The following is a 19,183-nucleotide window of genomic DNA, read 5'->3' as shown; positions in this document are numbered from 1 at the left end:
CAATTCCCGAGGGAGGGGGCGCCTCCGGCCCCCGGAATCCAGCCTGGATTCCGGGGGCCGGAGGCCATTTTCTCAGGAAGCGCGGTTGATCTGGGAGCGGGAGGCCACGCCTAGTTTGTTCATGATCTGGACGACATGGGCCTGGACTATTCGGCGGGGCAGGGACATGCGGGTGGCTATGTCGGGGTTGGAGAGGCCGTTGGCGACCATGTCCGCTATTCGCTGCTCCGCTTCCGACAGGGTTCCCCAGCTGCTGGTCCGGCCGCCGGGGATGGCGTGGAGGGGCTCGCCGATGCCGGATTGGGCGAGGCGGACCTTGGCGCGAGCCCTGTCCCAGCGGGCGCCGAGGGCGACGAAGGTCTGGACGGCTTCGGCGTAGGCGGCGATGGCTTGGTCACGCTGGTTGTCGGCGGCCAGCAGGACTGCGGCGTCTTCGAGGGCGTGCGCCAGTTCGACTGGTCGGCCGACGAGCCTGTAGTGCTCGACGGCGGTCAGTGCGGAGTCGAGGTCGCCCTTGGCCAGAGCGCGGCATCGATGCAGGGCGGCGTACGCGCGAGCGGGCACCAGTTCGCGAGCGGCTTCCATTTCGGCTACGGCCAGCGCCTCCTCGACGCGGGCGAAGTCGGCGATGTCCAATGCCAGCCGCACGACATCGGGCAACCACTGGTGCCGCAACATCATTTCCGCGTAGGCTGGGTCGAGCACAGGCGCGAACTCCACCAGCGCACCGGCCACGTCTCCGCGCTGCACTGCCGCGAATGCCCTTGCTGCCAACAGGAAATCGCAGCTTTCCCGTTCGGAGTCGGTGATCACCAGGTAGCGCTCGGCCGCTGCCAGGTTCTCGGCCAAGGCTGCACGGTCGTCACGCCGAGCCGCGATCAACGCGGACACGCCGTGCAGCAGCAAACCGGCGGGCCCGGCATCCATCAGGCCGGCGTACGTGATGGCCGGGCCGTCCTCGGTGATGGCGTCCAGCTCGAACAGGGCTTCGTCCCATCTGCCTGTCCAATAGTGGTGCACGGCAGCGGAAACCTGCGGGCCGACCGGCAGACGGTGTTCGAGCACCAGCTCGGTGGCCGCTCGCAGGGTCGCGTCCGCGTCCTGCATCCGGTCCAGGTTCTGCAGGGTGAACAGCTTGTTGTCCAGCAGGTTGAACTGCATTCCGGCAAATTCCGCTCTGCCGCGGACCTTGTCGATGGCGTCGTCGATCCGCTGCAGCGCGGTCTCGTGATCCCGGCGGACGGTGTCGACGATCCAGCGGGTCTGCAGGGCGTGCGCGACCAGACCGGCCTCGCCGTTGGCGACCGCCTCGGTGTACGCCGAGATCGCCTGGACCTCGGCGGCATCCACATCGGTGACGTCACGGACCAGGTGCGCCAGCAGGAACTTCCGCCGCTGCACCCACTCCTGCGGCACCGCGGGGTCCACTTCGGATCCGGTCAGCGTCCTGATCGAGTCGGCACGCCTGCCGTTGCGATAGATGATCGCGGCGAGCAGCTGCCGCATCTCCTCGGTACGAACAGGATCCGTGGAAGCCGCAAGCGCTTGTTTGGCCCGCGCTTCCGAGTCACGGGTCAGTCTGAAAAGGACACGAACAAGTGCGGCGAGCAACACCTCGCGCGACGGATCGCGGCCACTCATCGTCCCGAGCACGGCTTCCAGGAGATCCGCGGCGATCAGCGGAGCGTGGTTGGCGACCTCCGTGACATGCGTAACCAGCCAGTCCGCGACCCATGGCTCCAATCTCGACAGTGCGGCCACAAACTGTTCAGCAACACGGATCGGCGGCGCGTCTCCCGCCGCGAGCACCCTCGCCGCTTCCCGATGCAGCACTCCGCGCACCGGCAGAGGCATGTTCCCGAGAATCGCCTCCCGCATCAACGGATGCCGGAACACCAGCCGTGGCCCTTCATCAAAAACCACGTTCGCGTCCACAGCCTCGGCCAACGCGGAACGCAGCGAGTCGGCCGCCTGGCCAGTCAATGCGACGACATTCGCGAGCGTTGCCTCCGGCCCAAGCACAGCCGTCCAGCGCAAGACCTCATGCGTGCGTTGCGGCAACGCACCACAAGTCCGTTCCACGGCTGCGGCGAGCGAGCGCGGCGCGGTCTCAACCTGGGCCTGATCGATGTGCGCGACCCCGTCGATCAGGTCAACGGCATCGTCACGCACCAACCCACGAACCATTTCCCGCAGGTAGAGCGGGTTTCCACCGGCTCTGTCGGCCACCCGGCGCAGGAGTCTGCCCGGACGGCCGCCGGCCAGGCTCCCGGTCAGCGACTCGACATCGTTGGGCGGCAACGGTTCCAGCACGACCAGTGTCGCCCTGGCCCGGAGCTGGTCGAGCTCCGCCCGGCCATGACCGGTACGGGCGCACGTGACCAGCAGCAACGGCAATTGACGTGTCGCGGCCGCCAACCGGCGCCACACATGCACCGAAGCTTCGTCGGCCCACTGCAGATCGTCGATCACGAGCACGACGGGGCCGTGCGCGCACATCCGGTCCACCAGTGCCAACATCCTGTCCACGGCGGCGGAGACCGGGTCACTGTCGTCGGTTCTGCGGTCGGTCCGCAGCTGGCGCGCGAGCTCGGCCCGGTCGGTGTCCGGCGACTTCACCGAGATGCCCAGGCATTCCAAGATCAGCCGGAGCGGGAACCGCACGTCCGGCTCGTCAGCGATGGCCCAGCCGAGTTGGCAGCCGCGCGCCTGCACGTCTCCCAGTGCCTCGATCAGCAGCTCGGACTTGCCGATCCCGGGGTCACCCTCGATCCACGCCATCCCGCCGCGGCCGGCGAGCACGTCTGCGACCCGAGCACGCACCTTCGCGACCTCGTCCGTACGCCCGACGAACAGCCGCGACGTGCTCTGCGCGATCGCCGCGACGTGCGGGGGCATCACTGAGAGCGGCGCTTCGTTACGTGCGCTGATCGCTTCGTCACCAGCGAGAATTCTTGCGTGCAAGGTACGCAACGCCACGCCTGGCTCAGTGCCGAGCTCACGCCGGAGCGTCTCGCGCGTCTCCTGGAAGACGTCCAGGGCTTCGGCGTGCCGCCCACTGCGGGAGAGCGCGATCATCAGCAACTCCCGGAGCGGCTCACGCAATGGATGATCTTGTACCAGGGTGCCGAGTTCCGCGGCCAGCTCGACGTGCGCGCCCAATTCCAGCCGGGCCGCGGCCAATGCCTCCACCGCGCGCATCCGGGACTCCGCCAGCCGGATGCGTTCCTGGTCGGCGAATGGCCCAGGAATACCGGCGAACGCCTCTCCGCGCCATAAAGCCAGCGCTTCCCGCAATGTGCGCACAGCATCCCGGTAATGCCTGGCCGACGCCGATACCGCAGCCTGCGAGCACAAATAGTCGAAAACAGCGATATCGACGTCGTCAGCCGAAAGGTGCAGGGTGTATCCACCGTCCGAAGAGGAAAGAAGATCCCGGTTCCCGCCGAGAGTCCTGCGCAGAGTGGAAATGTAGAGATACACCGCACTCGCCGCGCTGGCCGGCGGTTTCCGGCCCCAGACAGCCTCTATCAGGCCGGTCCGGGAGACCACCTGACCTGCACGAAGTGCCAGTACAGCCAGCACGGCCCGTTGCCGGGGCGGCCCGAGTTCCACCTCGGTATCCCCCACGAGCGCGCACACCGGGCCCAGCAACCGGACGCGTAGCTGCGACACCGGCCCAGGTTACCCGGTGTGAGAGATCAAAATACTCAGTGCGTCGTCTTCTGGAAGATCCCGCTCTCATCGGGTTGCGTCGGCGCTGTCAGCTGGGCGCCGGTGGCGTCGAAATGCGGTGGCGTCATCGGCGCCATCAGAATCGCGACCTCTTCACGTGCTCGCGCCTGCGCCTTTCGTAAAGTCTGTATAAGCGCGCTCGCCAGATCAGCGGGCGGCAACGTCCGGTAGGCACCCGACGGGAACTGAACATCAATGACCTGACCGTACTGACCGACCGTAATGGTGACGATCTGCCGTGGCGCGGTCGCGGAAACCGCCATCTCGGCCAGTCTGCGGTCGATTTCCTGACCTGAAGAGGAAGTGGGCACAGGGAGCTCCCTCACTGTCACGTGAACAGGATCTTCCGAGTAGTAAACGAGCGGTCCGGCCGCCGCAAGCAAGCTGCCCGCAACGCTCACGCCCTGCTGCCCTTTTGACTCTTGCCGTGCCCTGGCCGTTGTTGATCGCGCAGGTCAGAAGTCGGCGGTCAGGCAGGCGAGGCGAGCGCCCGCGGCACCGGCCTGGCCTGGAACCGTGTGGGTGTGGGTGGCGTGGATGACTATTGAGGACGCGTCGCGGTTGTTGAAGCCCCAGGGGACGGTGGCCATGGCGGCTCCGGCGCCTTGGCGGTCGGTGGTGAAGTCGAGCCAGATTTCGTTGCGGGGGTTGGCATAGGCGGGGTTCACCGAGGGCTGGATCGGGTCCTTCTTGTTCTGGAAGTGCGGGCCCGCGTCGGTGGGGGCCTGGCCGCAGGGGCTGACGTGCACGTGGGCGCCGTATTCGCGTTTGGGCAGGAGGCCCCGGGTGTTGAGCACAACCGTGGTGCTCCGGGAGCTGGAGAAGGCGAAGACCGAGAGCTGGGCGCCTGCCGGGGCCAGCTTCTGGTCGTAGGTGACGCCGGTCGCGCCTGGTTTGTAGGACTGGATCCTGGAGGAGGCGGTGGTCAGCCGCAGCGTGGGGGTGTCGGCCGACGCGGCCTCACCGTGCAGGACTCCGGCCAGGGCGAGCGCGGCCAGGCTCAGGTAACGCATGTTTCTCCTCCACTTTGGACTCCGTCTTGGATTCCACTGTGGATAGTGCCACGAAACGGCCACGCGGTCAGACTGGGGCCACGCCGATCAGGCCGTTGCGGGTGACCAGCGAGGCTAGTTGCTTTTCGCCGAGGCCGTCGGAGCCCGGCGGGCGGAGTGGGAGCACGAGGTAGCGGGTTTCCGCGTTGGCGTCCCAGACTTTGATCTCGACGGACGGGTCCAGGTGCAAGCCGAATTCCGCCAGCACCGCGTGCGGTGTGCGGACGACCCGTGAGCGATAACTCTCGCTCTTGTACCAGGTCGGCGAGGGCCCGAGCAGAGCGATCGGGTAGCAGGAACAGAGCGTGCACACGACCACGTTGTGTGAGGTCCGAGTGTTGGCCACGACCTGCAGGCGTTGAGGTTGCAGGCCGCCGCTCATCGACAGGCCCAGCTCGGTGAGGGCTTCGCCGGCGTCGGCCAGCAGCCGGGCTCGGAATTCGGGGTCCAGCCAGGCTCGCGCGACGATCCGCGCGCCGTTGGCGGGTGAGGCCCGGGACAGGAAGGCCGCCAGCGCCTCGTCGAGCGCGCCCGGGTCGATCAGGCCACGCTGTTCCAGCAGGCTTTCGACGTGCCTGACCCGGGCCGCGATGCCCAGATCCGAGTGATCACCGCTCACAACGGCTCCAGATAGTCCTGCCACAGGCTCAACGTCACCGTGTGGTCGCCCGCCCCGAACAGGTCCCGCGCGGCGAACCGCACCGTGTACACCGGCTGCGGCTGGGCGGGAAGGCCGCGCGACCGGTCATCGGGAAGTGGCCATGAGCCCTGGAGCTCCACGACTGTCCCCACGTGACCACGTGCGTACAAGGGAACCCGCGTATGGTGCGGCGGGTCGGCGCGGCTCGTCCGAACCTGATCACCCTTCGTGAACTTCACCGGAGATCTCCTCCGCGGTGGCCACGCCTTTGCGCACCAGCAGGGCCGAAATCGCCATGAACCACCGCTCGTAATACGAGGCCGCCAGAAACTCGCCGGGCGGGATGCTTTCTACCGCATCGCGGAATTCGTCCAGGTTGTAGATCCCCTGGCGGATCAGGGCGCTGTTGAGGGCGAAGACATGCGCCTCCCAGTCGGAGTGAAAGGGCGGTTCGTCCGGTTCGACGAAGATCGGCGGGAAACCTTCCATCCCGCCGACGTCGTTGATTCGGCTCATGGTGACACCGTATTTCATTCTGGGAAGATGTGAGTGCTTTCGGCGGGCATTCATGGGGTAGCCTGAGCGAATGCCGGTCAGGTCTCGGGTCCGTGAAGCGTTGACACTCTCCGCGGTGCTCGCGTTCATCTTCACCACCGCGATCTTCTTCACGGTGGTCAGCAGCAAGCTCGACTACGTGTACGCGTGGATCACCGGACCGTCGGCGATGGTCATCGGGCTTGGCCTGATTGTGAGGTGCCGGCCCCGCCGGTAGTGCGAAGATGGCCGCGTGGAAGAACCGAGACTGTCCACGTGGGAGCGACGCACCGAGTGGCCGATGGCCGCCCTGGCGGTCGCGTTCCTGATCGCCTACGCCTGGCAGGTGCTGCACGTCAGCCGGCCGCAGTGGCTGCACCTGGGTCTGGAGATCGTGCTGTGGGTCATCTGGGTCGTGTTCGCGGGTGAATATCTGATCCGGCTCGCCCTGGCCGAACGCAAGATTCGCTTCATTTGGCGCCATCTGTTCGATCTGCTGGCCGTGGCTTTGCCGATGGTCCGCCAGCTGCGGGTATTGCGTCTGGTCACGGTGTTACGTGTCCTTAATCGACAGGCATCGGCGGCATTTCGTGGGCGAGTGGCCATTTACGTCGCCATCGTCACCGTGCTGGTGAGTTTCTGCGCGGCACTGGCCGTGCTGGACGCGGAACGCAGCAATCCCGACGCGGGGATCGATTCCTTCCCGAAGGCGCTGTGGTGGACGCTGACCACCATCTCCACCGTCGGCTACGGCGACGTCTACCCCACGACCTGGGAGGGCCGCCTGGTCGCGGCCAGCCTGATGATCGGCGGGATCGCCCTGCTCGGTGTGATCACCGGCATGATCGCGTCCTGGCTGCTGGAACGCATCCGGGCCGCGGACGAGAACCTCGAGGGCGCCATCCAGCAGGAGTCGGACGATCTGCGGGCCGAGCTGCGCACCCTGCAGGCCGAGATCCGCGAGCTGCGCAGGCAGCTGTCGGATCAGGAGCCCAGCCCGCCACGGCCGGTCAGCTGATGATCCCCTCCGCACGCAGGTCGCGAATGTCCTGCGCGCTGTAGCCGAGCGCGGTGAGAATCAGCTCGGTGTGCTCACCGGCAGCAGGCACGGGATCCATCCGGGCGGTGACTCCGGCGAGGTTCACCGGCGGCAGCATCGCCTGTACCTGCGAACCGGGAATGCCGATGTCCTGCCAACGGCCACGCTCAGTGAGCACCGGGTGCTCCAGGAACTCCTGGACCGAGTTGACTCCCGCGTTGGCGATCCCCGCACTGTCCAACAAGGACATCACCTCGTCGCTGCCGATCTCGCTGAACCGCCGGGCGACAATGGCATTGACCTCGTCACGGTGCGCGACACGGGCTGAGCCGGTGGCGTAACGCGGGTCGTCGATCAGCTCCGGCCGGCCCAGGAACTGCCGGCAAAGCGAGATCCACTCGCGTTCGTTCTGAATCGAGAAGAGCACGTCCTTGCCGTCGGCGGCCGTATAGGCACCGTAAGGCGAGATTGTGGCGTGCTGGGTGCCGACACGCGGAGGTTGAGTTCCACCGTAACGGGTGTAATACGCGGGCTGCCCCATCCACTCGGCCAGGGCATCGAACAGCGACACGTCAACCGAACGGGCGATTCCCGTTGTCGCACGGGTGAACAGCGCGGTGAGAATTCCCGAGTAGGCGTACATCCCGGCCGCGATGTCGGCCACGGAGATGCCCACCCGAGCCGCGCCCTCAGGCGTGCCGGTCAACGACACCAGCCCGGTCTGGCACTGAACCAGCAGGTCATAGGCCTTCCGATCGGCCCACAGCCCCTCGCCGTAGCCGGAGACCGTGCATGTGATGAGCTGCGGGTACTTGGCCGCGAGGGTCGCCGGGTCAAAACCGAGCCTGCTCGCCGCGCCGGGCGCGAGGTTCTGCACGAACACATCGGCACCGGCCACCAGCTGATCGAGGATCTCACGCCCGCGCGGTGACTTCAGGTCGAGGGTCAGCGACTGTTTCGACCGGTTGAGCCAGACGAAATAGCTGGACTGACCGTCCACAGTGGTGTCGTAACGGCGGGCGAAATCGCCGCCGTCCGGGCGTTCCACCTTGATCACCCGGGCCCCGAGATCAGCCAGTTGCCTGGTCGCGAACGGCGCCGCCACCGCCTGTTCGACGCTGACCACGGTGATTCCGGTAAGCGGAAGATCAGCCACCCTGCCTCCTGATTCCGTCGACAACCAACCGCAGCAGCCGATCGGCCTGGCCATGAAGGTGTTCCGCGGCCAGCGAGACGGCATTGACCAGGGTCAGCAGCTCGACAATGTCGATATCCGGCTGCACGGTGCCGTCCTGCCGAGCTCTTGCGAGCAGCTTCTCCCCTGCGGCAACGATTTTCGTGTGCGCCGAGGCGCCTTTGATCAAGAACGGCGCGAGCCCTCGATTCGCCGAGGCGTGCGCCACGACCGCGTGCAGCCACGTCACGAGCGCTTCCCCGGGCGATGGATCATCAAGCAGGTCCGCCGCCTTCGCGCAGAGCGCGTCTACCCGATCCTGGAACACCGCGTCGAGCAGGGCATACCTGCCCGGGAAGTGCCGATGCAGCGTCGCGGAGCCCACGCCGGCGCGGCGTGCGATCTCCTCAAGCGACGCCTCGGCGCCCTGCTCAGCGACAACAGCGCTGGCCACGGCCACGAGCCGGTCGTAGTTCCGGCGGGCGTCCGCACGCATCGATTCCTCCGACCTTGCTAACCGGGGTGGCCCTCCGTATCGTAGTCGACATAACTGGGGTGCCACCCCACTTAATCTTCCGGAGTACTCATGAAGATCGGTTTGTTCGTCGGTGACGTGCGTGGACCTGCGACTCTGGCCGAGATGACCGCCCAGGCCCAGGCCGGGTTCAGCAGTGTGTGGTCCGGGCAGGCCCTCGGCTGGGACGCGCTCGTCACCCTCACCGCGCTCGGCCACGTCCCCGGAATCAGCCTCGGTACCGCCGTGATCCCGGCCCCGCAACGACATCCCTTGGTGCTGGCGAGCCAGGCGTTGAGCGTGCAGGCTGCCACCGGTAACCGGCTGACGCTGGGCATCGGGGCAGGCATCGGCGCCATGGTCGAAACCATGTTCGGGCTGCCCGCCGACCGGCCCGCACGGCGAATGCGGGAGTACCTCGAGGTCCTGAATCCGTTGCTACGCGGCGAAAGCGTCTCTCATCAGGGCGAGACTCTCACTGCGGCCGGCACAGTGCAGGTGCCTGGCGCGCAGCCGCCGCCAGTACTGCTCGCCGCGATGGGCCCGGCGATGCTCCGGCTCGCCGGTGAACTCACCGACGGAACTGTCACGTGGATGACCGGGGCGAGGACGCTCGCCGGGCACATCGTGCCCACGATCAGCAAGGTCGCTCGGTCGCCGCGCGTTGTCGCCGGCCTGCTGGCCTGCGTCACCCATGAGGAAGCCGTTGTCCGGGACAGGATCGGGGCCGAGTTCGCGATGGCCGGTCAGGTTCCCGAGTATCGCGCGGTGTTCGAGCGTGAAGGCGTTGCGGGACCTCAGGATGTGGTGATCGTTGGCGATGAGGACAGCGTCGGGCGGCAGGTGGACCGGCTGCGCGACGCAGGCGTCACGGAGTTCGTCGCGGCGCCCTATGGAACCGCCGAGGAACAGGACCGCACCATGAAGGTGTTCAGCGCCCTCGCGTCGCGGGCAATGCCAGGGACACGTGCATGAACGGCATCGAAACGATGCACAGCATTCATGGGGTGATCGTTCTGGTCACATAACCCGCGATGTGGCTGCGTTTCCTGCTGTCCGACTCGCCGGTGGAGTCCTGGGACACCTCGGCGTCGAACCTGAGGAGCAGGTCGGCTTTCTCCGGCGTGAAGGCCACACGAGGGTCGGTGGCCGGATCCGGTCCGGATAACTCGTCGAGGCCGGTCGCGAGTTCCCCTGCCAGCGCGGCCAGGCGGAAGCCCGGGTGGGTCGCGGCCCGGGCGGCCACGACGGCCAGCGCCAGCGGAAGCCTGGCGCACAACCGGATGATCTCGGCGACCGCCTCCGGCTCCGCCGCGACCCGTTGCGCGCCAATACGACTGGCCAGCAGGACACGCGCCTCAGTCTCGTCGAACAGGTCCAATATCAACGGGTGCACGCCTTCTGCGACAAGACCGGTCAGCAGGTCGCGGCTGGTGACCAGGACCAGGCATCGCGGCGCCCCAGGAAGCAGCGACCGGACCTGCTCGGCGTCACGTGCGTTGTCCAGCACCACCAGCACCCGCCGGTCTGCCCGCAGGTTGAGGTACAGCTGGCCGTCGGGGAACTGTGCGCGAACACGGTGCGCCCAGTGCACCACAAGCGAAGTCTTGCCGACTCCGGCCGTCCCGGACACCACCACGATCCTCGCCCCGGACAGCCCGCTGAGACTGCGCATGTGCTCATCACGCCCAGCAAAACCGTAGACATCCGGCGGCAGCTGCGCGGGCTTGTACGACTGCTCAGCCGGGAGCTCGCCCCGCAGGATCGCGCAGTGCAGCGCGCGCAGCTCAGGCCCCGGATCGGCGCCGAGCTCGTCCGCCAGACGCTGCCGGATCGCGGCGAACCGGTCGAGCGCTTCCGCGTCCCGGCCGGCGTCGTGCAACGCCCGCATCAGGACGACTTCGAGCTGCTCGGCCAACGGATACTCGGCCACCAGGTCAGGCAAGAGATCGATCACGCGGCCGGGCGGCCCAGCCGCAACTGGACCTCCCCCCAGCGGACCAGCGCGTCCAGCCGTCGCCGGAGCCAGCGATCCCGCACCTGCTCGACCCACTCGCCTGGGACCCCGGCCAACGGCGTGCCTCGCCACAGGCTCAACGCGGCCGTCAACGCCGTTGACTTTTCCTCATCGTCGCCGCTCTGCTCGACCAGTCGCCAGAACCGGTGCATGTCCACTGAGTCCGGTTCCACGTCCAGCACGTACCCGGCCTGGCGACGGTCCAGTGTGGCCGTGTCCCCGGCCCGCTTGAGCAGTTGCCGGATCCGGCTGAGATGGGAGTACAGGACGTTACGGGCCTCGACTGGCGGGGCTTCGTCCCAGACCCGGCCGATCAGGGTCTCGATGGCCACCGGGCGGCCCGCGTCGATGACAAGTGCGGCCAGCACGGCCTGCTGCCGTGGGGTGCCCGGATCGAGCAGCTTCCCCGCAGCCTGTAGCTGTACCTCCCCGAACAGCCGGAACTCCATACAGGCCCCTCTGCGGTCTCAGAGCTTGATGCTGACCTGCGCCGCAAGGTCCACGGGCAGGGCGTGGCGAAATCGTGAACCCGTTGAGAGCACCAGGCCTTCAGGGGAGGCGGCCATGCACGTACAGGCTCTTGTGGACAGTGCTTCGCGAGGCGACGAAGGAGCGTGGAACGCGCTCGTACGCCGATACCGGTCCTTGGTCTTCGCGGTATGCCGGGGACTCGGCGTGACCGGAGCCGACGCCCAGGACATCGAAGGCGACGTCTGGCCCCGGCTGGTGGCCAACCTGCACTCGCTGCGGAACCCGGAGGCCCTGCCCGGCTGGATCGCCACCACCACCCGCCGTGGATGCCTGCAGCTGTTACGCGACCGCAACCGCCAGATCCCGGACACAACCGAGATCGAATGCCCGGATCCCGGGCCGGACGCCGACCTACTGGTCGACGAACGCCGCACCGCGCTGCGCGAGGCCCTCAGCCAGCTGTCCGACCGCGACCAGCTACTGCTGGCGCTGCTGTTCTGCGACCCACCGGTGCCGTACACCGTGATCAGCACTCGCCTCGGCATGCCCATCGGCGCGATCGGCCCGACCAGGCAACGCTGCCTGGCCAGAGTCCGCCGCACCCCCGTCATCGCAGCCTTACTCGCCTAGACGGGTTCAGTGAACTTGGCTCGCCAGGCTGGGGGCTCCTCCGAGCCTGGGCTGGTCCAGTACTCGCGGCCTTCGACGATCTTGCCGTCGCGCACCTTCCAGAAGGAGGCCGCCCGGAATTCGCCCAGGTCGCGGTGGGGCACGTCCATCTCGGAGACGACGTCCTCACCCGAGCCGAAGATCCGGATCGGGCGGATGGACCAGCCTTCCGGGTACTCGGCCTGGATACTGATGAAGTTGTCGCGGCCGGCGATCCGCTCCGCCGTGACCGGCCACTCCACCACCACGTCCGCCGCCAGCAACTGCCCCGCCGCGGGCCAGTCCCGAGCTTCGATCCGGTCCAACAACTCTCGTACTACCTCGACTGGTTCCATGGCCGGGATACTGACAGGGCCCTCCGACATTTTCGGCTTACGCCCTGGCGGCGGGGACCGGTCCCGGGCGGTGACGCGCATACTCGGCTGCAGGTGATGGAGGGGAGCGGGAAGTGACTGTCAGGGATTTCGTACCGCAGGTCCTGCCTGCTTCGATGCGTAGTCTCGCTGGCGGGGTGCCGGTCGCGCCGCCTGGCACGATCTTTGTGCTGGCCGCGGACGGCGGTTATGCCGTGCCGCCGCGGAAGTTCACGTTGCTGTTCGGGCGTGGCAAGGATGACGTGCATGTGCCGATCGGGGCCGACGACCCGTATGTCAGCCGGTTGCACGGGGTGATCGTCTGCGACGGCCGGGAGTGGTGGATGCGCAACGAAGGCAGGCTGCCGATCCAGCTGCCTGGCGAGTCGTTGCTGTTGTCCGGCCACGAGTTGCAGATGCAGGAGGGCTACACCCCGCTGTTCATCGGGGAATCCCGCCGCCGGTCGCACCTGCTCGAGGTGCATGTGGTCGGCGCCAACCGGTCGGGGGACAACGGCGAGCCGCGCGGCATCACCAAGGCTCCGTCCACGTACGACCTGAGCGACACCGAACGGCTGGTGTTGACGGCGTTGGCGCAGCGATACCTCCGCCAGGAACGCCACCCGCAGCCGGTGTCGTGGAAACAGGTCGCCGACGACCTCAACCGGTTGCCCGGCAGCCGGGAGTGGAACGCCAAGACGACCGCGAACGTCGTGGCGAGCGTCCGGGAGCGGCTGTCGAAGGCGAGCAAACCGATCGCCGGGATCATCCGGGAGGACGGCGTCGGCGAACCCGTCGGCAACGCCCTGAACCACAATCTCATCCAGGCTCTGCTGGAGAACACCACGCTGATGCCCGAGGACCTGCTCCTGCTCGGCGAGTCCCCAGCGTCCTAAATGGACATCACCTCGCCGCCTTTTCGAGCACCGCCTCGCTCAGCACCGGCTCCACGGCGGACTGCCTGGTGTTGAGGAACAACAGGACCAGCGAGATCGCGGCCACGGCCGCGGCGATCGGTGGCAGGGCGAGCAGTCCGGCGGAGCTGATCACCACACCGCCGAACACGCCGGACAATCCGACACCCAGGTAGATGGCGGACGCGTTGAGCGACAGCACCAGCCCGCTGTTGGCCGGGGCTAGCTCGATCAGCCAGTTCTGGATCGGCGGGTTCACCGACCACGTGAACATGCCCCACACGAACAACACCACACCCGCGCTCACCGCGGAGACCGCGGTCAGCGGCAAAGTCGCCAGAACCGCAATGAAAACAGTGAAGATGACCAGCAAGGGACGGCCGCTGCCGTACCGATCGGTCATACGGCCGCCGAGCGAGTTGCCGATCGCGCCACCGACGCCGTAGACGAACAGCAGCAAGCTGATGGTCGTGCCGTGCACACCAGCGGTTTCGGTGAGCAACGGCGCGATGTACGTGAACACGCTGAACGCCGCGAGGCAGGCGAGCACGGTCATCGCCAGCATCATCAGTACGCGGCTGTCACGCGCTGCGGCGAGACGGTCCCGCAGTCCGACCGCAGGCGGCGCCGCGATGACGGGGATACCTACCTGCACGGCCACGGCACCCAGCAGCGACACAAGCGCGACCAACGCGAAGACGCCCTGGTAGCCGATGCTGCCACCGACCAAGTTGCCAGCTGGCACCCCCAGGATCAGCGCGAACGTCAGCCCACCGAACACCATGGCGACCGCGCGGCCACGACGCTCCGGAGGGTTGAGAATCGTCGCGACGGCCGTGGCCGCGGGCGTGAACACGGCCGCACCCAACGCGCTCACGACGCGAGACACGAGCAAGAGCTCGTAAGTCGGTGCAAGTGCCGCCATCACGTTGCCCGCCGCGCTGACCAGCAGCGCGACAACGAGCAGCCGCCGCCTCTCCCACCGGCCAGTGGCGGCGGCGAGCAGCGGAGAGGCGATCGCGTACGCGATGGCGAACGCGGTCACCAGCTGTCCGGCCGTGGCCGCCGAGACGTTCAGATCATGACTTACCGCAGGTAGAACACCAGAAACGATGTACCCGCTCGTCCCGACGGCGAACGCGCCGGCGGCCAGCAGGTAGGTCCGAGGCGACATGTCACTCCCCAGTAGAGGTTTCGTTCAACCAAAACCGTACTACGACTTTTATCGAACTACGATAGATCTCGTACTATGGACGTCATGGCCGACCCCCTGCCCCACCCGGAGCGCGACGAGATCCGTATCGACGCGGTGCTGCACGCGCTTGCCGACCCGGTGCGGCTGCAGATCGTGCGTGCACTGGCCGAGCTGGGCACCGGGGTCGCGTGCGGGGCGATCGAACTGCCGGTCACCAAGTCCACCCGCACACATCACCTGCGGACCCTGCGTGAAGCCGGTGTGATCCGGGTCCGTCCGGAAGGGACGACCCGGATCACCACGCTGCGGCGTGCCGACATGGACGCGCTCTACCCCGGTCTGCTCGACGGGATCCTTGCCGCGCCGCGCTAATTTACGTGCGTGCCCGACATTGAGCGTGTCTTCACCGAGGAGTACGGGCGCGCGGTCGCTGTGCTGGTCCGGATCTTCGGCGACATCGACATCGCCGAGGAGGCGGTCCAGGACGCGTTCGCCGAGGCGGTCCGGCGCTGGCCGGAGACCGGCGTGCCACCGAGCCCGGCCGGATGGATCATCACGACCGCCCGCAACCGCGCCATCGACCGGCTGCGCAGGGAGTCGTCCAGGGCCGACCGACACGCCCAGGCGGCCTTGCTGCAAGCCCAGGGCGAGCCGGTGGACGAAGGCGCCGTCAGCGACGACCGGCTGCGGCTGATCTTCACGTGCTGCCACCCGTCGCTGGCCGTGCCCGCGCAGGTCGCGTTGACGCTCAGATTGCTGGGCGGGTTGACGACCGCCGAGATCGCGCACGCTTTCCTCGTCCCCGAGCCGACCATGGCCCAACGCCTGGTCAGGGCAAAGGGCAAGATCCGTGACGCCGGGATTCCGTACCGCGTGCCCGCCGAGGCTGATCTGCCGATGCGGCTGAGATCCGTGCTCGCGGTGGTCTACCTGATCTTCAACGAGGGCTACACGGCCAGTTCCGGCGACCGGCTCGTCCGCGAGGACCTGTGCGCCGAGGCGATCCGGCTCGGCCGGGTGCTGGCCGGCCTGCTGCCCGAAGAGCCTGAAGTGCGAGGACTACTCGGGTTGATGCTGCTGATCGAGGCCCGCCGTGCGGCCCGCACCGGGCCGGACGGCGGCATCGTGCTGCTGGCCGACCAGGATCGCTCGCAATGGGACGACGACCTGCTCGCCGAGGGCATGGCGATCGTGCGGGACTGTGTGCGGCGCAATCAGCCTGGGCCGTACCAGATCCAGGCCGCGATCAACGCCGTGCACAGCGAGCCGCCGACCGACTGGACGCAGATTCTTCAGCTGTACGACCAGCTTTACGCCCTGACGCCGACTCCGGTGGTCGCGCTCAACCGGGCCGTCGCGGTCGCCGAGGTCGACGGTCCGGCCGCCGCGCTCGTCCTGGTGGACGAGCTCAGGATGGACAAGTTCCATCTGTTCCACGCGATCCGCGCGGACCTGTTGCGGCGGCTGGACCGCATCGAGGAAGCCTTGCAGGCCTACGACTCCGCGATCGACCGCGCGTCGAACTCGTCCGAACGCGAACATCTGCGCCGCAAGCGCGAGAACTTGATGACAGAACAGGACAGCTGACAGGCGTCACACAGCCTGATGGGAGATCCTGTACGGCGTGACAGGACGCGAGGGCCGGTTAGGCGGAGTCGACCTGGCCAGAGGACTGGCTGTGTTCGGCATGTTCGCCGCGCACGTCGGGCCGGACCCGAACGACGGCGGCCTGATCGCCCCGCTGATGCAACTCACCCATGGCCGCTCGTCGGTTCTGTTCGCGACTCTCGCCGGCCTGTCACTGGCATTGATCACCGGCCGCCAGCAGCCGGACGCGACCTGGCGGCACGGGGTCAGGATCACGATCCGGGCGATCGTACTGATCGCGCTCGGCACATTCCTCACCCTGATGAAAACACCGGTCGCGGTCATTCTCGCCTACTACGGAGTTTATTTCCTGCTCGCACTGCCGTTTCTGCGTCTGCGCGCACCGGCGTTGTTCTCGGTGGCCGCTGTGATCGGGTTGATCGGGCCGGTGTTCTCGATGCTGGCCCGGGGCACTTGGTGGACCTGGGGCGACCCGCTGGAGGACTTCAGTGGCGAAGGAGCCCTGCAGTTCCTGCTGACCGGCTACTACCCGGCTGCGGCGTGGATGGCGTATGTGCTGACAGGCATGGGGTTGGGCCGGCTCGATCTGAACGCGGCGCGAACACGGCTCCGGCTCGCGATCGTCGGACCGGTCATGATCGTGCTGGGGTACGGCGGCGGCTCGGTCGCCAGAGCCGTGGCCGGGGAGTCCGGCCGGCCCAGGCGTGACCAGACGTCCTGGCTGCTGCAGTCCTCGCCGCACAGCGACACGTCGTTTGAAATCGTTGGGGCGCTTGGTGTCGCCATTACCGTGCTGGCCTGTGCCCTGCCCCTCGCGCGACGGCTGCCCCGGCTGACCCGGCCGATCACCTCGGTGGGAGCGATGCCACTGTCTATCTACACCGGGCACCTGCTGGTGATCGCCTTGATCATGGAGCTCGACATCGACATCCCGCCCGGCTGGGAACTCGTTTCGCACATCGTCGGCGCGATGGTGTTCGCCTCGGTGTGGATGACGTTCTTCCGTCGCGGGCCGCTCGAATACGGGCTCGCGGGCCTGACGAAGTGGATTGCACTGCGCCCTTCCCAGCGACCGGTCACCCGCGGTTTCCAGCCGGAATAGCCGCTGGTAAATACCGTGCGGCGGTCGGTGGCGTTGTGCTGGGATGCCTGGATGGAACCGTCAATCCTCCTGGCGTTCGCGGTGGCCTGTGCCGTGATCAGCCTCGCTCCCGGGCCGGACATGATGTTCATCATCGCCAACGGCATCACCCGGGGCAGGCGGGCCGGTGTCATCGCCGCGCTGGGCATGTCCACCGGCCTCGCCGTGCACACGGTCGCCGCTGCCGCAGGCCTGGGCGCGTTGCTGGCCGCCGCACCGGCCGTGCTGGACACGTTGCGCATCCTTGGCGCGATTTTCCTGGTCTACCTGGCCATCACCACGTGGCGAGCCTCGCGCAAGGCCGTCACCGCACCTGAAGTGCCGGTGCAGACTCGATCCCTGCGCAAGATGTACGTGATGGCCGTGCTGACGAACCTGGCCAACCCCAAGGTGATCCTGTTCTACCTCGCGTTCTTCCCGCAGTTCATCACGCCCGGCGGCTGGGCCGCGTGGATCCAGTTCCTGGTGCTGGGCGCGGTGTTGATCGTCGTGGGGCTGAGTGTCGACGGCACAGTCGGTTTCGTCGCCGGTGCGCTGTCGGAGCTGCTGATGCGGCGGCCGGCCATCCGGCGCCGGCTGGACCGGGTGTCAGCCGCGATCTTCGGGGCGCTTGCTGTCCGCCTGGTCGCCGACTCCCAGTAGATCGGCGGTGCGGTCCCAAAGCAGACGGGTGAATTCGGGATCCTTCGCCTGGGCATTGCGGGGCCTGCTCCGGCGCATCTTGTCGAAGTAGGCGCCGTTGACGGACTGGGCGTCGGGCACGGTTGCCAAGTGCAGCAACGGGTCGGCGCCCTTGTCCGGCGTCACGAGGGCGAGCTTGCCGATCGGTGAACCGACGAGCGCCCGGAGAACCCGGTTGTTCCGGAAGAAGTCGCTGGCCACCGGACCGGGATGGAACGAGCTCGCCGTGACGCTGGTCGCCTTGGCACGACTGGCAAGTTCCTGCGTGAAAAGGATGTTCGCCAGCTTCCACGTGCCGTAGACGCGCATCGCGCTGTAACGTTCGGGCGCCTGCGTCAGCCGGTCGAGATCGATGCGGCCGTACATGTGCGCGGCGCTGGCGGTGGAGACGACCCGTGCGTCCGCCGAGGCTTCCAACCGGTCGCGCAGTAAGGCCGTGAGCAGGAACGGCGCCAAGTAGTTGACCTGGAACGTCAGCTCGTAGCCGTCCTTGCTGAGCGTCAGGGTCTTGGCGATCAGCCCGGCGTTGTGCGCCAGCACGTCGACCACCGGATACTCGGCGTGCAGTTCGTCGCCGAGCCTGCGGATGTCGTCAAGGCTGCTGAAGTCCACAATGTACGGCTTGGCGCCGGTCTCGCTCGCCACGGCCTCGGTTTTCTGCCTGGACCGGCCGATCACGGCCAGGTTCACGTCCAGCTTCGCGAACTTGCGCGCGGCGGCCGCACCGATACCGGCACTCGCACCAGTGATGATCACGGTCTTGGTCACAGGGCTTCCTTCCGGATGACGTGCCCGGAAGGCTACCAGAAAACGGATGACCTATCCGCTCTGCCGGAGACCCTGAATGAGCACGTCGAGGTAGCGCGCAGAGCGGTTCTGGTCGCCGTCGGGCCACGTCCGGACGGCGTGCTCCACTCCGCACACGAGGTTGCGGACGTCCGCCGCGGTGAGGTCCCGGCGCACGACCCCGGCCTCGTGGGCCCTTCGCAGCAGCTCAGCGGTAAGAACGCCCAGCTCGTCCTTGGCGCGCGTGGTGCCACAGTCCGCGTCCTCGATCGCCAGCATCACGACGGACAGGCCACCGTCTGTGCACAGCAACATATCGAACGTGCTGCGCAGCATGAACGTGAACGCCGCCTGGATGTCGGCCATCGCCAGTGCCTGCCGGGCGATCTCGACCAGTTGGTTGAGCTGCTCACCGACCAGTGCCTCGAGCAGCGCCTGCGGCGTCGGGAAATGCCGGTACACCGTGCCCACCCCGACACCGGCCTTGCGCGCGATATCGTTGAGCTGCAGGGCCACGTTCCCGCCCGCCAGTTCCTGGCGCGCGACATCGAGCAACCGTTCCCGGTTACGCAAGGCATCGGCACGCAACGTCACACACCCAGGTTAACGGCAACCTGGCCGATCCCGATTCCGGCAGACGGAAACCGCGGAGGTGTGTTG

At 67.3% G+C, this 19,183-nt stretch carries 23 protein-coding genes; 9 read left to right on the top strand and 14 right to left on the bottom strand.

Features of this window, described 5'->3' with window-relative positions; genetic code table 11:
• Positions 1-72: 72 nt before the first annotated feature.
• The 6 genes from JOF56_RS23800 to JOF56_RS60745 all read right to left on the bottom strand — a co-directional run bounded on the left by JOF56_RS23800 (position 73) and on the right by JOF56_RS60745 (position 5,943).
• Positions 73-3,675, bottom strand: coding sequence for a BTAD domain-containing putative transcriptional regulator (locus JOF56_RS23800; protein ID WP_209641743.1), 3,603 nt, complete (start codon positions 3,673-3,675; stop codon positions 73-75).
• 35 nt (positions 3,676-3,710) lie between these two features.
• On the bottom strand, positions 3,711-4,136 hold the full coding sequence (locus tag JOF56_RS23795) for a YbaB/EbfC family nucleoid-associated protein (protein ID WP_209641741.1): 426 nt from the start codon (positions 4,134-4,136) through the stop codon (positions 3,711-3,713).
• 54 nt (positions 4,137-4,190) lie between these two features.
• A complete protein-coding gene (locus JOF56_RS23790) occupies positions 4,191-4,748 on the bottom strand; it encodes a superoxide dismutase family protein (protein ID WP_209641740.1) in 558 nt (185 codons plus the stop codon).
• A gap of 67 nt (positions 4,749-4,815) precedes the next feature.
• Complete coding sequence (locus tag JOF56_RS23785) at positions 4,816-5,406, bottom strand: nitrile hydratase subunit alpha (protein ID WP_209641738.1); 591 nt, start codon at positions 5,404-5,406, stop codon at positions 4,816-4,818.
• Positions 5,403-5,666, bottom strand: a complete 264-nt coding sequence (locus JOF56_RS60750; RefSeq protein WP_209641736.1) for an SH3-like domain-containing protein — start codon at positions 5,664-5,666, stop codon at positions 5,403-5,405. The genes JOF56_RS23785 and JOF56_RS60750 overlap by 4 nt, the downstream gene beginning before the upstream one ends.
• Positions 5,647-5,943, bottom strand: coding sequence for an SH3-like domain-containing protein (locus JOF56_RS60745; protein ID WP_209641734.1), 297 nt, complete (start codon positions 5,941-5,943; stop codon positions 5,647-5,649). The genes JOF56_RS60750 and JOF56_RS60745 overlap by 20 nt, the downstream gene beginning before the upstream one ends.
• A gap of 70 nt (positions 5,944-6,013) precedes the next feature.
• Here JOF56_RS60745 and JOF56_RS23770 point away from each other — a divergent pair, with 70 nt between their 5' ends.
• Positions 6,014-6,199 carry a hypothetical protein gene (locus JOF56_RS23770; RefSeq protein ID WP_209641732.1) on the top strand — a complete coding sequence of 62 codons (186 nt, stop codon included), beginning with the start codon at positions 6,014-6,016 and terminating at the stop codon, positions 6,197-6,199.
• 15 nt (positions 6,200-6,214) lie between these two features.
• The gene (locus JOF56_RS23765; RefSeq protein WP_307855228.1) at positions 6,215-6,979 is read left to right on the top strand and encodes an ion channel; all 765 of its coding nucleotides are present in this window, start codon (positions 6,215-6,217) and stop codon (positions 6,977-6,979) included.
• Here the strand turns inward: JOF56_RS23765 and JOF56_RS23760 are convergent.
• The gene (locus JOF56_RS23760) at positions 6,972-8,156 is read right to left on the bottom strand and encodes a CaiB/BaiF CoA transferase family protein (RefSeq protein WP_307855227.1); all 1,185 of its coding nucleotides are present in this window, start codon (positions 8,154-8,156) and stop codon (positions 6,972-6,974) included. The two genes, JOF56_RS23765 and JOF56_RS23760, sit on opposite strands and share 8 nt — an antisense overlap.
• Positions 8,149-8,670: a TetR/AcrR family transcriptional regulator gene (locus JOF56_RS23755; protein ID WP_209641721.1), complete on the bottom strand. Its 522-nt coding sequence runs from the start codon at positions 8,668-8,670 to the stop codon at positions 8,149-8,151. Before JOF56_RS23755 ends, JOF56_RS23760 begins: the two co-directional genes overlap by 8 nt.
• Before the next feature lie 90 nt (positions 8,671-8,760).
• On the opposite strand from JOF56_RS23755, the gene JOF56_RS23750 reads away from it, so the two are divergent.
• Positions 8,761-9,663: a TIGR03564 family F420-dependent LLM class oxidoreductase gene (locus JOF56_RS23750; protein ID WP_209641719.1), complete on the top strand. Its 903-nt coding sequence runs from the start codon at positions 8,761-8,763 to the stop codon at positions 9,661-9,663.
• Between the two features lie 25 nt (positions 9,664-9,688).
• Here the strand turns inward: JOF56_RS23750 and JOF56_RS58170 are convergent, their stop codons facing one another.
• Entirely contained in the window at positions 9,689-10,645 is a 957-nt protein-coding gene (locus JOF56_RS58170) for an AfsR/SARP family transcriptional regulator (RefSeq protein WP_307855226.1), read from the bottom strand.
• The gene (locus JOF56_RS58165) at positions 10,642-11,154 is read right to left on the bottom strand and encodes an AfsR/SARP family transcriptional regulator (RefSeq protein ID WP_281065475.1); all 513 of its coding nucleotides are present in this window, start codon (positions 11,152-11,154) and stop codon (positions 10,642-10,644) included. Before JOF56_RS58165 ends, JOF56_RS58170 begins: the two co-directional genes overlap by 4 nt.
• A 115-nt stretch (positions 11,155-11,269) precedes the next feature.
• On the opposite strand from JOF56_RS58165, the gene JOF56_RS23740 reads away from it, so the two are divergent.
• A complete protein-coding gene (locus JOF56_RS23740; protein ID WP_209641718.1) occupies positions 11,270-11,806 on the top strand; it encodes an RNA polymerase sigma factor in 537 nt (178 codons plus the stop codon).
• Here the strand turns inward: JOF56_RS23740 and JOF56_RS23735 are convergent.
• Positions 11,803-12,180, bottom strand: a complete 378-nt coding sequence (locus JOF56_RS23735) for a nuclear transport factor 2 family protein (protein ID WP_209641715.1) — start codon at positions 12,178-12,180, stop codon at positions 11,803-11,805. The two genes, JOF56_RS23740 and JOF56_RS23735, sit on opposite strands and share 4 nt — an antisense overlap.
• 113 nt (positions 12,181-12,293) lie before the next feature.
• Here JOF56_RS23735 and JOF56_RS23730 point away from each other — a divergent pair, with 113 nt between their 5' ends.
• Positions 12,294-13,094 (top strand): FHA domain-containing protein, encoded by an 801-nt coding sequence (locus JOF56_RS23730; RefSeq protein ID WP_209641713.1) that lies wholly within the window; start codon positions 12,294-12,296, stop codon positions 13,092-13,094.
• A 7-nt stretch (positions 13,095-13,101) separates the two neighbouring features.
• On the opposite strand, the gene JOF56_RS23725 is transcribed toward JOF56_RS23730, so the two are convergent.
• Positions 13,102-14,286, bottom strand: coding sequence for an MFS transporter (locus tag JOF56_RS23725; protein WP_209641711.1), 1,185 nt, complete (start codon positions 14,284-14,286; stop codon positions 13,102-13,104).
• A 75-nt stretch (positions 14,287-14,361) separates the two neighbouring features.
• On the opposite strand from JOF56_RS23725, the gene JOF56_RS23720 reads away from it, so the two are divergent.
• From JOF56_RS23720 to JOF56_RS23705, 4 genes are read left to right on the top strand one after another with little or no spacing between them, the layout of a single operon-like run.
• Entirely contained in the window at positions 14,362-14,679 is a 318-nt protein-coding gene (locus tag JOF56_RS23720) for an ArsR/SmtB family transcription factor (RefSeq protein ID WP_209641708.1), read from the top strand.
• 9 nt (positions 14,680-14,688) lie between these two features.
• Positions 14,689-15,894, top strand: coding sequence for an RNA polymerase sigma factor (locus JOF56_RS23715; protein ID WP_209641706.1), 1,206 nt, complete (start codon positions 14,689-14,691; stop codon positions 15,892-15,894).
• Positions 15,895-15,931: 37 nt separating this feature from the next.
• A complete protein-coding gene (locus JOF56_RS23710; RefSeq protein ID WP_209641704.1) occupies positions 15,932-17,017 on the top strand; it encodes a heparan-alpha-glucosaminide N-acetyltransferase domain-containing protein in 1,086 nt (361 codons plus the stop codon).
• A gap of 51 nt (positions 17,018-17,068) precedes the next feature.
• Complete coding sequence (locus tag JOF56_RS23705; RefSeq protein ID WP_209641703.1) at positions 17,069-17,698, top strand: LysE family translocator; 630 nt, start codon at positions 17,069-17,071, stop codon at positions 17,696-17,698.
• Here the strand turns inward: JOF56_RS23705 and JOF56_RS23700 are convergent.
• A complete protein-coding gene (locus tag JOF56_RS23700; RefSeq protein ID WP_209641701.1) occupies positions 17,645-18,505 on the bottom strand; it encodes an SDR family NAD(P)-dependent oxidoreductase in 861 nt (286 codons plus the stop codon). The two genes, JOF56_RS23705 and JOF56_RS23700, sit on opposite strands and share 54 nt — an antisense overlap.
• Positions 18,506-18,556: 51 nt before the next feature.
• Positions 18,557-19,117 (bottom strand): TetR/AcrR family transcriptional regulator, encoded by a 561-nt coding sequence (locus JOF56_RS23695; protein WP_209641699.1) that lies wholly within the window; start codon positions 19,115-19,117, stop codon positions 18,557-18,559.
• Positions 19,118-19,183 lie beyond the last annotated feature (66 nt).

It is taken from the genome of Kibdelosporangium banguiense, from assembly GCF_017876405.1.
Classification (GTDB): domain Bacteria; phylum Actinomycetota; class Actinomycetes; order Mycobacteriales; family Pseudonocardiaceae; genus Kibdelosporangium; species Kibdelosporangium banguiense.
The sequence above is the reverse complement of the archived record's forward strand: the minus strand, read 5'-3'. Positions and strand labels throughout refer to the sequence as shown.